The 13,438-nt window shown below is 71.7% G+C and carries 10 protein-coding genes and 2 pseudogenes; 8 read left to right on the plus strand and 4 right to left on the minus strand.

The genetic code is table 11. From position 1 onward, the window contains the following. Positions 1-23 precede the first annotated feature (23 nt). A complete protein-coding gene (locus KUM49_RS03150) occupies positions 24-1,472 on the minus strand; it encodes a glycine hydroxymethyltransferase (protein ID WP_217235102.1) in 1,449 nt (482 codons plus the stop codon). 222 nt (positions 1,473-1,694) lie between these two features. Here KUM49_RS03150 and rocD point away from each other — a divergent pair, with 222 nt between their 5' ends. After that, complete coding sequence (gene rocD, locus KUM49_RS03155) at positions 1,695-2,939, plus strand: ornithine--oxo-acid transaminase (RefSeq protein WP_217235103.1); 1,245 nt, start codon at positions 1,695-1,697, stop codon at positions 2,937-2,939. On the opposite strand, the gene KUM49_RS03160 is transcribed toward rocD, so the two are convergent. After that, positions 2,920-3,063 carry a hypothetical protein gene (locus KUM49_RS03160; RefSeq protein WP_217235104.1) on the minus strand — a complete coding sequence of 48 codons (144 nt, stop codon included), beginning with the start codon at positions 3,061-3,063 and terminating at the stop codon, positions 2,920-2,922. The genes rocD and KUM49_RS03160 overlap by 20 nt on opposite strands. Positions 3,064-3,066: 3 nt before the next feature. On the opposite strand from KUM49_RS03160, the pseudogene KUM49_RS03165 reads away from it, so the two are divergent. Next, positions 3,067-3,681, plus strand: a pseudogene (locus KUM49_RS03165) (hypothetical protein); the annotation flags it as partial. A gap of 31 nt (positions 3,682-3,712) precedes the next feature. Here the strand turns inward: KUM49_RS03165 and KUM49_RS03170 are convergent. Next, positions 3,713-4,501 carry a DUF3050 domain-containing protein gene (locus KUM49_RS03170; RefSeq protein ID WP_217235105.1) on the minus strand — a complete coding sequence of 263 codons (789 nt, stop codon included), beginning with the start codon at positions 4,499-4,501 and terminating at the stop codon, positions 3,713-3,715. A gap of 219 nt (positions 4,502-4,720) precedes the next feature. On the opposite strand from KUM49_RS03170, the gene KUM49_RS03175 reads away from it, so the two are divergent. The 6 genes and pseudogenes from KUM49_RS03175 (at position 4,721) to KUM49_RS03200 (ending at position 12,815) form a co-directional block, all read left to right on the plus strand. Further along, a complete protein-coding gene (locus KUM49_RS03175; protein WP_217235106.1) occupies positions 4,721-5,299 on the plus strand; it encodes a hypothetical protein in 579 nt (192 codons plus the stop codon). Between the two features lie 30 nt (positions 5,300-5,329). Continuing rightward, positions 5,330-7,609, plus strand: a complete 2,280-nt coding sequence (gene pabB, locus KUM49_RS03180; protein ID WP_217235107.1) for an aminodeoxychorismate synthase component I — start codon at positions 5,330-5,332, stop codon at positions 7,607-7,609. A 35-nt stretch (positions 7,610-7,644) separates the two neighbouring features. Continuing rightward, positions 7,645-9,168, plus strand: a complete 1,524-nt coding sequence (locus KUM49_RS03185) for an AMP-binding protein (protein WP_217235108.1) — start codon at positions 7,645-7,647, stop codon at positions 9,166-9,168. 23 nt (positions 9,169-9,191) lie between these two features. After that, positions 9,192-10,757, plus strand: a complete 1,566-nt coding sequence (locus KUM49_RS03190; RefSeq protein ID WP_217235109.1) for a class I adenylate-forming enzyme family protein — start codon at positions 9,192-9,194, stop codon at positions 10,755-10,757. Next, the gene (locus KUM49_RS03195) at positions 10,754-11,932 is read left to right on the plus strand and encodes an FAD-dependent oxidoreductase (protein WP_217235110.1); all 1,179 of its coding nucleotides are present in this window, start codon (positions 10,754-10,756) and stop codon (positions 11,930-11,932) included. The genes KUM49_RS03190 and KUM49_RS03195 overlap by 4 nt, the downstream gene beginning before the upstream one ends. Before the next feature lie 13 nt (positions 11,933-11,945). Further along, positions 11,946-12,815, plus strand: a pseudogene (locus KUM49_RS03200) (aminotransferase class IV). 83 nt (positions 12,816-12,898) lie between these two features. On the opposite strand, the gene KUM49_RS03205 reads toward KUM49_RS03200, so the two are convergent. Next, a complete protein-coding gene (locus KUM49_RS03205) occupies positions 12,899-13,387 on the minus strand; it encodes a carboxymuconolactone decarboxylase family protein (RefSeq protein ID WP_217235111.1) in 489 nt (162 codons plus the stop codon). Between the last annotated feature and the right edge of the window lie 51 nt (positions 13,388-13,438).

Here is a 13,438-nt window from a genome sequence, read left to right on the forward strand (position 1 = left end):
GGCCATGAGTCCCGGGCCGGGTGTCAGCCGAGGTCGATCTCCGGGTACAGCGGGAAGTTCGCCACGAGGTCGGTGGCTCGGTGGGAGATCTCGTCCGAGATCTTCGGGTCGAGGATGTGCTGGGCCTTCGACGGAGCGCCCTTGCTGGTGGTGCCGGGCTCGGTGGAGGTGAGGACGCGGTCGATGAGGCCCGCGACCTCGTCCATCTCGGCGGTGCCGAGCCCACGCGTGGTGAGGGCGGGGGTGCCGATGCGGATGCCGGAGGTGTACCAGGCTCCGTTGGGGTCGGAGGGGATGGCGTTGCGGTTGGTGACGATGCCCGAGTCGAGCAGGGCGGCCTCGGCCTGGCGGCCGGTGAGGCCGTAGGAGGAGGCGACGTCGATCAGGTTGAGGTGGTTGTCCGTGCCGCCGGTGACGAGGGTGGCGCCGCGGCGCATCAGGCCCTCGGCGAGCGCGCGGGAGTTGTCGACGATGCGCTGGGCGTAGTCCTGGAAGGAGGGCTGACGCGCTTCGGCGAGGGCGACGGCCTTGGCGGCCATGACGTGCGGGAGCGGCCCGCCGAGGACCATCGGGCAGCCGCGGTCGACCTGGTCCTTGAGGGAGTCGTCGCACAGGACCATGCCGCCGCGCGGGCCGCGGAGCGACTTGTGGGTGGTGGTGGTGACGATCTGGGCGTGCGGGACCGGGTCGAAGTCGCCGGTGAGGACCTTGCCGGCGACGAGGCCGGCGAAGTGGGCCATGTCCACCATGAGCGTGGCGCCGACCTCGTCGGCGATCTCGCGCATGATCCGGAAGTTCACGAGACGGGGGTAGGCGGAGTAGCCGGCGACGATGATGAGCGGCTTGAACTCGCGGGCGGTGGCGCGCAGGGCCTCGTAGTCCAGGAGGCCGGTCGCGGGGTCGGTGCCGTAGGAGCTCTGGTCGAACATCTTGCCGGAGATGTTCGGGCGGAAGCCGTGGGTGAGGTGACCGCCGGCGTCCAGGGACATGCCGAGCATGCGCTGGTTGCCGAAGGCCTGGCGGAGTTCGGCCCAGTCGGCGTCGGAGAGGTCGTTGACCTGGCGCACACCGGCCTTCGCCAGGGCGGGGACCTCGACGCGCTGGGCGAGGACGGACCAGAAGGCGACGAGGTTGGCGTCGATGCCGGAGTGCGGCTGGACGTAGGCGTGGCGGGCACCGAAGAGCTCGCGCGCGTGCTCCGCGGCGAGGGACTCGACGGTGTCGACGTTGCGACAGCCGGCGTAGAAGCGACGGCCGACGGTGCCCTCGGCGTACTTGTCGCTGAACCAGTTGCCCATGGCCAGCAGGGTGGCCGGGGAGGCGTAGTTCTCGGAGGCGATCAGCTTGAGCATCTCGCGCTGGTCGGCGACCTCCTGGCCGATGGCGTCGGCCACGCGCGGCTCGACGGCGCGGATCACGTCGAGGGCGGCACGGAAGGCGGTGGACTCGTGAGAGAGGGGTTCGGCTGGCATGGGGACCTCCGGACGTCGTGTGCAGCGATCACGGTACGGCCCAGGCGCACGGCACTCGGTGCTGGACACAGTCCAGGGGCCGCTCCCCGATGGTTCATCCCATCCCAGCGCGCCAGTCACGGCCCGCCCGTCAGCCTACCGGGCACGCCGCATCGGACAGGTCCCGCGTCCACCATGCGAGCGACGATAGGAAGGAGGCCACCGCCACCTCAGGGAGATCCCGTGAACGCTACGGAACGGCTCGTCGCCGTGGCCGACGCCCACAGTGCGCACACCTACGATCCGCTGCCCGTGGTGGTCGCCACCGCGGACGGGGCCTGGATGACGGACGTGGAGGGGCGCCGCTTCCTGGACCTGCTGGCCGGCTACTCGGCCCTCAATTTCGGGCACGGCAACCGGCGGCTCGTGGCGGCGGCGAAGGCGCAGTTGGACCGGGTGACGCTGACGTCCCGGGCGTTTCACCACGACCGGTTCGCGGCGTTCTGCGAGGAGCTCGCCGAACTGTGCGGCATGGAGAGGGTACTGCCGATGAACACCGGCACGGAGGCGGTGGAGACGGCGGTGAAGACCGCCCGCAAGTGGGGGTACCGGGTCAAGGGCGTGCCGACCGGGATGGCGAAGATCGTGGTCGCCGGCAACAACTTCCACGGGCGCACGACGACGGTCATCAGCTTCTCCACGGATTCCGAGGCGCGGGCGGACTTCGGGCCGTACACGCCGGGCTTCGAGATCGTGCCGTACGGGGATCTGACGGCGATGCGCTCGGCGGTGACCGAGAACACGGTGGCGGTGCTGCTCGAACCGATCCAGGGCGAGGCGGGGGTGCTGGTGCCGCCGACCGGTTATCTGCCGGGGGTGCGGGAGCTGACGCGGGAGCGGAACGTGTTGTTCGTGGCGGACGAGATCCAGTCGGGGCTAGGGCGGACGGGGCGGACGTTCGCGTGCGAGCACGAGGGGGTGGTGCCGGACGTGTATCTGCTGGGGAAGGCGCTCGGCGGCGGGATCGTGCCGGTGTCGGCGGTGGTGTCGAGCGCGGCGGTGCTCGGGGTGTTCCGGCCCGGGGAACACGGCTCGACGTTCGGCGGGAATCCGCTGGCCTGTGCAGTGGCACTGGAGGTCATCGCGATGCTGCGGTCGGGCGAGTACCAGGCGCGGGCGGCGCGGCTGGGATCTCATCTGCTGCGGGAGCTGAGGGTGCTCGCGGGGACGGGCCGGCTGACGGCGGTGCGCGGGCGTGGGCTGTGGGCGGGGATCGACATCGCGCCGGCCTACGGCACGGGGCGGGAGGTGTCGGAGCGGCTGATGGAGCGGGGGGTGCTGGTGAAGGACACGCATGGGGCGACGATCCGGATCGCGCCGCCCCTGGTCGTCTCCGAGGAGGACCTGGACTGGGGGTTGGCCCAGTTGCGTGCCGTACTGGATGTGGATGACGCACAGGTGGAGCAGGTCAGAACAGGGCGTCGGTGAGGCGGTCGACCTGGTCGGGGTCCGGGGCACAGCAGTAGAGGACGACCTCTTCGGCGCCGATGCCGAACAGGGCGTCGGTGGCCTCGCGGATCCGCTGGGGTGTGGTGAGGAGGCCGTTCACCATGCAGCCGGCGCGGCCGGTGAACTCGTAGTGGCTGTGGAGGTTGCGGCGGGCCAGGTCCGCGGTGGGCTCCGGGCCGAGGGCGACGCTGCGCTGGGCGACCAGGCGCGGGTGGCCGGGGCGGTCGTACTTCTGCCAGATGGCCTCGACGCTGGGGACCGCGGCGGGCCGGCGGCGTTGCGGTACGCGCTGCTCGGGGTGGCCGTGGCGGTGTCGCTGGTCGCGCTGGGCGGCGGGCGGCTGCCGGAGCGGGGACGAGCCGGGTTGCTCGGGCTGGCGGCCGGGTTCGGGGCGGTGGAGGTGACGGTGCGGTTGATCGACTCACTCGCGGTTCCGGACCTCCTGCGCCACCCGGCGGCGTACGCACTGCTGCTGGGCGGCGCCGCTGCGTTCCTCGCCTGACCTCGGGCCTGCGGACGGGGTCGGTCACGGCGACCACGGCCGGCCTGGTGATCGGGGAGACCCCCGGCCCGGCGGCGGCGGTGGGCGTCGCCTGGCTCGGGGACCGCACCCGGGAGGGGGTTGGCGTGGGTGGCGGTACCGGGGTTCGTCGTCGCGGTGGCCGGAGCGTTGGCGCTGGCACGGTTCGGGGAGGCGCCCGGGGCGGACGAGGGGGCGTAAGGTGGCCCGCTCTCGCCCCTGACCGACCTCCTCACCCCACCACCCCCATAGCCTCCGAGATCCCGTCCCACAGTCGGACCCTCGCCTCCAGTGCGACGTTCGCCGTGTCGATCGCCTCGCGCCAGCGGGTGTCGTCCGTGCCGCAGAGGTCGGCGACCATCTGCATGGCCATGGGGGTGTGTTCCTCGCCGTCGACCTCGATGTGGCGGGCCAGGTAGTCGCAGAAGAGGGGGAAACGGTCGGTCCCGTCCTTCTTGATGACCTGGTCGAACATGTCGGGGATGAGGTCCTCGCGGGAGAAGGCGAAGGCGGCGGCCCGGCAGTGCAGGGGCCGGTCGGTGATGATCGCGAAGGTCGCGCGGACGAACTCGGCGGCGGGGGAGGGGACTTGGGCCACCCGTAGCGCCGACGGCACATCGTGGCCTTCCGTGATCAGCGCGAGGAACGTGTCGATCGGGCCGGTGTCGGCCGACGCCTCGGCCATGGCGGCGCGGTACAGCTCGAAGTGGCTGGTGAAGCCGCCGTTCAGCTCGTCGCTCTCCTCGACCAGCACGATGTCGTTGATGAGCCGTCGGCTCACGTCCGAGCCGCGCGGCACCCAGGGGACGTCGACGCAGGTGAGCTCCCGCTGCAGGGACTTGAGCAGGGACATGAAGTCCCATACCGCGAACACGTGGTGCGTCATGAACGTCGCCATGCGTTCCCGGCTGCCTATCCGCTGATAAAGAGGATGGGCGGTGACTTCTTTTCGCGCGGATTCGATATCGGACCGGGCTCGGTCGATTCCCTCGTGGGACATGTTCCAGTCGTACCTGGGCATGGATCTCCTTCGATCAGGGAAGGTGATCGTGCAATCTTTTCCAGCCGCCCGGCAAGCGATTCCGAGAATTTTTAAGAAGTTGAGGAGAGTTACCCGCAGTACCTCTTCTTACAAGACGCCAAGGCCACCGAAACGGCTATAAAGAGCCACGTTCCGGACACTCTCGAAAAACTTCGTTGATCTTTGAACGGGCTGTGTCCGCTTTCCGTACTCGACCACGTGACCAGTAATCCCGTCACCGTCACCGTGGCCTATCACGTAGTGCCGGGCCACGAGGGAGACTTCCACTCCTGGGGGTGGGCCATGCTGGCCGCGAGCGCACAACAACCGGGCTTCCTGGGGGGTGGCGTCCTTGTCGACGGAGAGGCGGAGTGGCATGTGGTCTATCGCTTCGCCAGCGAAGGAACCGCCCTGGCCTGGGAAGGCTCGACCACCCGCAGGCAGTGGGACCTCCGCGCGGAGGGATTCGCGCGGCAGACCGGCCGGCGCAGCGTTCGGGGCGCGAAGGCGTGGTTCGACATCCAGACCGACCGGCCCCCCGCCCCGCCCGCCCCGCCGTCGAAATGGAAGCTGTGGTTCGTAAATATGAGCGCCGTGTTCCCGCCGGTACTCCTGTTCAATGTGATCGCACTCCCCTATCTCGGCGCCTTCAATCCGTTCATTCGCACACTGCTGTTGTGCTTGTGCGTGACGGCCCTCGTCACGTGGATTCTGATGCCGCGCCTTCAGCGTTTCTTCAAGAAATGGCTGTACCCACCGCTCCAGGCGCTCCGCGGACGGCACAAACGGACCGCCTAGCCCAGAGAACGACGCAAGGGAGGTGGGCGGGTGAAGACCCTGCTCATCGACAATTACGACTCGTACACGTACAACCTTTTCCAGCTGATCGCCGAGGTCAACGGCCAGGAGCCGGTGGTGATCCTCAATGACGCCCCCGCCGACACGATTCCGGATCTTGCGGAATTCGACAACGTGGTGGTGTCGCCGGGCCCGGGGCACCCGGCACAGGCCCGCGACTTCGGTATCAGCGTCCGGGTGCTGGCCCGGTCCCCCGTTCCCGTGCTCGGCGTCTGCCTGGGCCACCAGGGCATCGCCCTCGGGGAGCGCGGCCGGGTGGGACCGGCCCCGGAGCCCCGGCACGGGCATCTGACCTCCGTACGGCATGACGGGCAGGACCTGTTCCAGGGCGTGCCTCAGTGCTTCACCGCGGTCCGCTACCACTCGCTGGCCGTGCGCGAGCCGCTGCCCGAGACCCTGGAGGCCACCGCGTGGGCCGAGGACGGGGTGCTGATGGGGCTGCGGCACCGCACCCGCCCCCTGTGGGGTGTGCAGTTCCACCCCGAGTCGGTCCTCACCGAGTACGGCCACCGCATGCTCGTGAACTTCCGCAACCTCACGGCGGAACGGGCCCGCAAGCTGCGGACGAAGAACACGGCCGTGCCCCGGACCGAGGCGGTGGTCCCCCGCCCGGCGGCCTCCGAGACACCGAAGGCCACCGCGGCACCGTCCGGCACCGACCCGAGGGCCGCCACGGACACCCCGTCGGCCTCCCCCGTGGCCATCCCCCGCCCCCGCCACCCCGGCCCCGCCTACCGTCTGCACACCCGCCGCATCGCCGGCGCCGTCGACGCGGAGGCGGCCTTCACGCGGATGTACGCCGCCTCGGAGCGGGCGTTCTGGCTGGACAGTTCACTGGTGGAGCCGGGTCGGTCCCGGTTCTCGTTCTTCGGTGACGACAGCGGGCCGCTCGCCGAGTTCGTGCGGTACGACGTCGCGGCCGGCCAGTGCGAGATCGAGCGGGCGGGCCGGCCGCCGCGCAAGGTCACGGCGAGTGTTTTCGACTACCTCAAGCGGCAGTTGGCGAACCGGCGCGTGGACGCCACCGGGCTGCCCTTCGACTTCACCGGCGGCTACGTCGGCTACTTCGGCTACGAGATGAAGGCCGACTGCGGCTCACCGAACCGACACTCGTCCGAAATGCCGGACGCCTGCTGGCTGTTCGCCGACCGGCTGATCGCGGTGGACCACCAGGGCGACTTCACCTACGCGGTCTGCCTGGCGGAGGACACCCCGCAGGCCACGCGACAGGCCACGGACTGGCTGGAGAGCACGCTCGCCCAGCTCACCTGCGTGACAGCCGACGCGGGTTCGGCCAGCGGCCTCCCGTTACCGCCCGCGCCCGCCCCGGCGCCGGACCTGCTCGCCGCCGAACCCTGGCTGGTCCGCGACCGGGCGACCTACCTCGCCGACATCGAGGCCTGCGGGCGGGAGCTCCGTGCCGGCACCAGTTACGAGATCTGCCTGACCAACGCGGCCCGTCTGCCCGCCCCGCCCGACGCCTACGACTTCTACCGCGTGCTGCGCCGCGTCAACCCGGCACCGTACGCCGCCTTCCTGAGGTTCAAGGACCTCGATGTGGCCGGCTCCTCCCCCGAGCGGTTCCTGCGCATCACCCGGGACGGCGTGGCCGAGGCCAGACCCATCAAGGGCACCGCGCCCCGCGGCGAGGGGCCCGAGGAGGACGCCCGGCTCCGGGACGCGCTGGCGGCCGACGCCAAGACACGCGCAGAGAACCTGATGATCGTCGACCTGCTCCGCAACGACCTGAGCCGCGTCTGCCGCACCGGGACCGTGCGGGTGCCCCGGCTGATGGCCACCGAGACGTACGCCACCGTGCACCAGCTCGTCTCCACCGTCGAGGGCCGGCTGCGCGCGGGCACCGACGCCGTGGACTGTGTGCGCGCCTGCTTCCCCGGCGGCTCCATGACCGGCGCGCCGAAGCTGCGCACGATGGAGATCATCGACTCGCTGGAGACCGAGGCCCGCGGCGTCTACTCCGGGGCCCTCGGCTACCTGGGGTGCGGCGGCGGCGCGGATCTCAGCATCGTGATCCGTACGGCCGTACTCGCCGACGGGCTGATGCACCTGGGCGCCGGGGGCGCGATCGTCCTCGACTCGGACGCGGTCGCGGAGTACGACGAGATGCTGCTGAAGACGGCCGCGCAGATGCGGGCGCACCGGGAGCACGCGGTCGCGCGGGTCCGGGAGCGGCGGGAGCGGATCGAGCCCCGGGTGCCGCGGACCGTCACCGAGGAGCCCGCCCGATGACGACCGCAGCAGACCGTCGCCGAGGAGCCCGCCCGATGAGGACACCCCAGCCCACCCTCTCCCCGGCCGACGTCGACGCCCCCGGGAACCTCGCCGCGCATCTCACCGCGCTCGCCGAGCGGCGCGGGTGGACCGGCCGGGCCGCCTTCCACCAGGGTCACCGGGTCTGGACCCATGGCGAGGTGCACGCCCTCGCGGCCCGCGCGGCCACCGTGCTCGCGGAGCACGGCGTGCGCCCCGGCGACCGGGTGCTGCTCGCCCTGCCCGACTCGATCGCCTGGGTGACGGCCTTTCTCGCCACCGCCCGTCTCGGGGCCGTGGCGGTGCTGGTCAACCCGGAACTCCCCGCGGCCGAACACACGTTCATGGCCAAGGACACCGAAGCCGTGCTGTGCGTGACAGGACCGGGCCTGGAGAGCCGCTTCAGCGACCGGGCGTGCCTCGGCGCCGACCACCTGCTCGCGCTCGCTCCCGTCACCGAGCCGGCCGAGGCCCACCCGGTCGACGCGCACACCCCGCTCTACGTCCAGTACACCTCCGGCACCACGGGCCGCCCCAAGGGAGTCGTGCACACGCACGGCGACCCGAGGACGTACCACGACCTGATCGGCCGACGGCTGCTGCGGATCACCCAGAGCGACGTCACCCTGTCCGTGTCGAAGCTGTACTTCGCCTACGGCTTCGGCAACGCCTTCGTCTTCCCGCTCTTCTCGGGTTCGTCGGCCGTGCTCGTGGACCGGCGTCCGACCCCGGCCGTCGTCGACGAGCTGGTCGCCCGGCACCGGGTGACTCTGCTCTACTCCGTGCCGTCCGCGTATGCCGCGCTGGTCGCCGAGCGGGGCGCCGGCCACGAGGCCTGCTTCGCCTCCGTGCGCGCGGCGGTGTCGGCCGGTGAGGGCATGCCGACGGGGCTCGGGATGCAGGTCGCCGAGGTGCTGGGCGCGCCGGTGCTGGAGCAGATCGGCTCCACCGAGGCGGGGCACGCCTTCTGCGCCAACGGCTTCGAGTACAACCGTCCCGGCACCGTCGGCCGTCCGGTCCCCGGCTTCGAGGTGGAGTTGCGGGACCGGGACGGGCATCCGGTCCCGGAGGGCGCCGAGGGTGAACTGTGGGTGCGCGGGCCGACGGTGACGCCCGGCTATCTGAACCGGCCCGAGGAGACGGACCGTGCCCTGGTCGGCGGCTGGCTGGCCACCCGGGACCGGGCGTGCCGCGAACCGGACGGCACCTACCGGCATCTGGGCCGCGCCGACGACATGGAGATGGTCGGCGGCATCACCGTCTCCCCGCTGGAGGTGGAGGCCGTGCTGCGGACGCATCCGGCGGTGCGGGAGGTCGCGGTCACGGCCGTCCCGGACGGGAACGGCCGCAGCCGGCTGCGCGCCTTCGTCGTCCCCGCCGCAGCCCTGCCGTCCGGGCTGGCGGATGACCTGATCCGGCTGGCCCGGGCGCACCTGGCCGCCTTCAAGGTCCCTCGCAGTGTCAGTTTCGTCCCGTCCCTGCCCCGCACTCCCACCGGAAAGCTCCGCCGTCACCTGGTCCGCAGGGGCGCGTGGTGACCATGTCAGGAAGGAAGGGCTCCATGCCCGAACAACCCCTGCTCGCCGACCGCGGGTTCTATCTCGGCCCGGTGTTCCGGCGGGCGGCCGACCGCCACGGGGCCGTCTTCGTCACGCTGGACCGGCCCCTGGACGTCAACCCGTCCCTGGGGACCGACCTGAGCTATCCCGTGCTGGCCGACGTGGTCGAGGAGCTGTCGGGACGGCTGTGGGAGGCCGGGGTACGGCCCTCGGAGCAGGTGGTCGTACACAAGACGGACAACGTCGACATCGTACTGCTGACCTGCGCGGTCTCCCGGATCGGCGCGGTGCCGGTGCTGCTCTCGCCCGGTCTCGCCGGTCCCGTGGTGGGGCAGTTGCTGGCGCGGCTGCGGCGGCCGTGGCTGATCACCGACCGGGCGAAGCTCCAAGGCCCGCTCCAGGACGTCGAGTTGTCCGGGCTCGTGCGCAGAACCCTCTCCGTGGACGACGCCCCCGGCGCCGAACCGCTGGAGAAGTACGCCGGATCCGAGCCGCCCGCACCCGTACGACTCCATCCCCGGGAGCCCGCCCTGATCACCCACAGCTCAGGCACCACGGGCGTTCCCAAGCTCGCCGTGCACTGCGCGCACACCATGTGGAACCGGCTCGTACCGCAGCAGGCGATGGGCTGGCCCACTCGGGGCGAGACCGCGGCGCTGCACATGTCGTTCGTGCACTCGCGCTTCTACCACCTGCTCGGCGTCCTGCTGCACTTCGGCAGCCCGCTGGTGCTGATCACCGACCCGGACCCGGCGAGTGTGGGGCCGCTGCTGGTGCGGCACCGGCCCGGGATCGTCGAGACGCACCCCAACACCTTCGTCCTGTGGGAGGAGTTGGCCGACGCGCCGGGGGCACCGCTGTCGCGGGTCAAGGCGTACGGCTCCACGTTCGACGCGATCCACCCGCGGACCGTACGGCGGCTGCTGGGCGCCTCGAGACGGCGTACGCCCTGGCTGATCCAGCTGTACGGGCAGAGCGAGACGGGACCGGTGGCGTTCCAGTGGTTCACCCGGCGCAGTGCCGCCCGCGCGGACGGCCGCCGGGTCGGGATCGGGATACCGGGGTTCACCCGGGTCCGGGTCACGGACGCCGGCGGGAGGCGGGCGGCGCCCGGGACGGCGGGCCGGATCGAGGCCCGCACGAGGGGCCGGATCCTCACCTACCTCGGGGCCCGGGAGCAGTACGAGCGCCAACTCGACGGCGACTGGTGGCAGATGGGCGACATGGGGTACCGCAGCCGGCTGGGCGTCCTGCATCTGCTCGACCGTGAGATCGACCAGATCGGCGCGGTGCACAGCAATCTGGAGGTGGAGGACGTGCTGATGTCCCGGCTGGAGGAGCTGCGGGAGGTCGTCATCGTGCCCGGCGCGGACCGGGAGCCGGTGCCGGTGGTGTGCGTGCGGGGAGAGCGGCCGCTGGACGCGGAGCGCTGGCGGGAGGCCACAGCCGATCTGCCCGCGATGGCCGAGCCGCGGCAGTGGCGGTTCGAGGAGCTGCCGATGACCGCCACGTGGAAGGTGAAGCGGGTGGAGATCACCCGCATGCTGGCCGAGGGCGCGCGCACGTGAACGAGGTCCTGGTCGTCGGCGCCGGCCCCGTCGGCCTGTCCGCGGCCCTCGCGCTGCGGGCGCGCGGGCTGCCCGTCGTCCTCCTGGAGGCCGACCCCGAGGACCGCGAACGGCCGGGCAGCCGCGCCCTGTTCGTCCACCGGGAGACCCTGCGCCTGCTCGACGGGATGCGGCCGGGCCTCGCCGACGAGATCACCGCGTACGGGCGGACCTGGCAGACCCGGCGCACTGTCTACCGGGGTCGCGAGGTCTACTCCCGGACTCACCCGCCCTCCCCGGGACTCCCGCCCTTCACCAGCCTGCGCCAGGTGGACACCGAACGCTTCCTGCGGGCCGCCTGCGAGCGGGCCGGGGTGGAGTTCGTGTGGGACGCCCGGGTGACGGACGTCCGCAGTACGGCGGCCGAGGTGCACCTGACCGCCGAGGACGGCCGGGTGTGGACCGCCGGGTACGCGGTCGCCGCCGACGGCGCCCGCTCCGCGCTCCGGCGCGGGCTGGACATCGCCATGGAGGGCAGCCACGGGGAGGGCTTCCACGTCGTCGTCGACATCGCCGACATCCCGGGCGCGGAACTGCCGTTGGAGCGGGTCTTCCACTACGAGCACCCGGGGGTGGGCGGCCGCAGTGTGATGCGGGTGCCGTTCACCGGAGGCTTCCAGATCGACCTGCAGTGCCGGGACGACGACCGGCAGGAGGCGTACGGCAGCCCCGAGGCCGCACGCCGGTGGCTGCCCTCGGTCGTGGGCGACGGCTACGCCGAGCGGATCCTGTGGGTGTCGACGTACCGCTTCCTGCGCAAGGTCGCGGCCTCGTTCACCGATCCGCACGGGCGGGTGCTGCTCGTCGGGGAGGCGGCGCATCTCTTCCCGCCGTTCGGGGCGCGCGGTATGAACAGCGGGATCGCGGACGCGGCGGCGGCGGCGAAGGCGGTCGCGGCGGGGACGGCGGAGGCGGTCGCCGACTTCGCCGACGTGCGACGGGCGGCGGCCCTGTTCAACAGTGCGGCCGCCGGGGAGGCGCTGGACCATCTGCGCCCGCGACGGCGGATCGTCCGGGCCAGGCAACGGGCCGCGGCAGCACTCGCGCCGGTGCTGCCCTGGTGCGGATCGTGGCTGGAACACGCGCCGTACGGGCCGCGGGGCGGGGCGCCGGTGGCGGCCGGTGGCACGTACTGAGGAGGGGTTCGCGGTGACACAACCGGCGATCGCGGAAGGGCTGTTGACATGGACACCGGGCGGTGGCCTGGTGGCGGCGCGGGGTGGGCCCGCGGCGGGGGCGGAGGCCGGCGAACGGCCGGCGGGCGGGGCCGAGGGACGGCCGGCGACCGCGGCCGGGATCGGTGGGCGGTTGCTCGTCGCCGACTCCTGACTGGTGCGGGACGGCCGGGTGCGGGGCTTCGCGCGGCATCGGGAGCGGTTCCTGCGGGCGTGTTCCGAGTGCGGCGGGCCGCCGCCGCGTCGGCTCAGGGAGTTCTGGCAGGACATGACGGCGGCCCTGCCCCGAACGGGCGAATGGTTCCCCCGGGTCGAACTCAGCGCCGGCTCGATGGAGTTGCGGCTGCTGCTGCGGCACGCCCCGCCGCTCGGCTCCGAGGTGCGGGTGTGGGCGGCGGGGCAGTCAGATCCGCGGGCCGTGCCCCGCCGCAAGGGGCCCGACCTGGACACCCTGGCCCGCATCCGGCGGCGGGCGTCCGACGCGGGTGCCGAGGAGGCGGTGCTGATCGCGCCGTCCGGTGTGGTGCTGGAGGCGGCCACTGCCAGCGTCCTGTGGTGGGAGGACGACACCCTGTGCCTGCCCCCGCCGCGGCTGCCCGTGCTGCCCGGAGTGACTGTCGGCCTCGTCCAGGAACGGGCCCAGCGCACCGGCATCCGCGTCGCCCACCGCGAGCGGACCGTGGCCGAACTGGACGGCCGTGAGGTGTGGCTGGTCAACGCACTGCACGGAATCCGGCCCGTGACGGGCTGGACGGCCCGCCCGATGCGGGCGGCACCGGCGGTGCGGGAACCGGAATGGCGGACGTGGCTGGACGACGTCATGGAGCCGCTGCCGGAGATCTGAATTCAGCTACCACTCATGGGTACGCCGGGGCGCTCCGCAATTTCTCGCGCGAAACGACCCGGCGCATTGAAAGCTGCCTCAATTCATTGTTTCCGAGTCGGCTGATAATTCCCCGGCACCATCCGGGTCGCGATGGCGATCCGGTTGTAGGCGTTGATGACGGTGGCCGCCCAGATCAGTGCCGCGATCTGCTCCTCGTCGAAGACCTCCGCGGCCTCGGCGTAGACGGCCTCCGGCACGTGTCCGTCGTGCACCAGCGTCACCGCCTCGGTCAACGCCAGTGCAGCGCGCTCCTGTTCGGTGAAGAAAGGGGTCTCCCGCCAGGCGTTCAGGGCGTAGATCCGCTGCTCGGTCTCGCCCTGCGCACGGGCGTCCTTGGTGTGCATGTCGAGGCAGAACGCGCAGCCGTTGATCTGTGAGGCGCGGATCCTGATCAGTTCCAGGAGTTCCGGTTCGACCTTGGCGTCCTGGGCCGCGGAAACGGCGGCGCCGTGCAGGGAGCCCATCGCCGCGGAGACGTCGGGGGTGATTTTCTTGAGGGCCACGCGGGAATTGGAATCACTGTTGCTCATGGGACGACTGTATCGGCTCCGCAGGCGAATTGACGGAGGGAAAGAAAAAAG

The organism is Streptomyces sp. AC555_RSS877 (genome assembly GCF_019049245.1).
Taxonomy (GTDB): Bacteria; Actinomycetota; Actinomycetes; order Streptomycetales; family Streptomycetaceae; genus Streptomyces.

Excerpts from the sequence above, each read along its gene's own strand:
- KUM49_RS03190 (WP_217235109.1), top strand. The coding sequence starts at position 9,192 with ATGCCCGAACAACCCCTGCTCGCCGACCGCGGGTTCTATCTCGGCCCG.
- KUM49_RS03170 (WP_217235105.1), bottom strand. The coding sequence starts at position 4,501 with ATGCCCAGGTACGACTGGAACATGTCCCACGAGGGAATCGACCGAGCC.
- KUM49_RS03150 (WP_217235102.1), bottom strand. The coding sequence starts at position 1,472 with ATGCCAGCCGAACCCCTCTCTCACGAGTCCACCGCCTTCCGTGCCGCC.
- KUM49_RS03160 (WP_217235104.1), bottom strand. The coding sequence starts at position 3,063 with ATGGTGAACGGCCTCCTCACCACACCCCAGCGGATCCGCGAGGCCACC.
- KUM49_RS03205 (WP_217235111.1), bottom strand. The coding sequence starts at position 13,387 with ATGAGCAACAGTGATTCCAATTCCCGCGTGGCCCTCAAGAAAATCACC.
- KUM49_RS03185 (WP_217235108.1), top strand. The coding sequence starts at position 7,645 with ATGAGGACACCCCAGCCCACCCTCTCCCCGGCCGACGTCGACGCCCCC.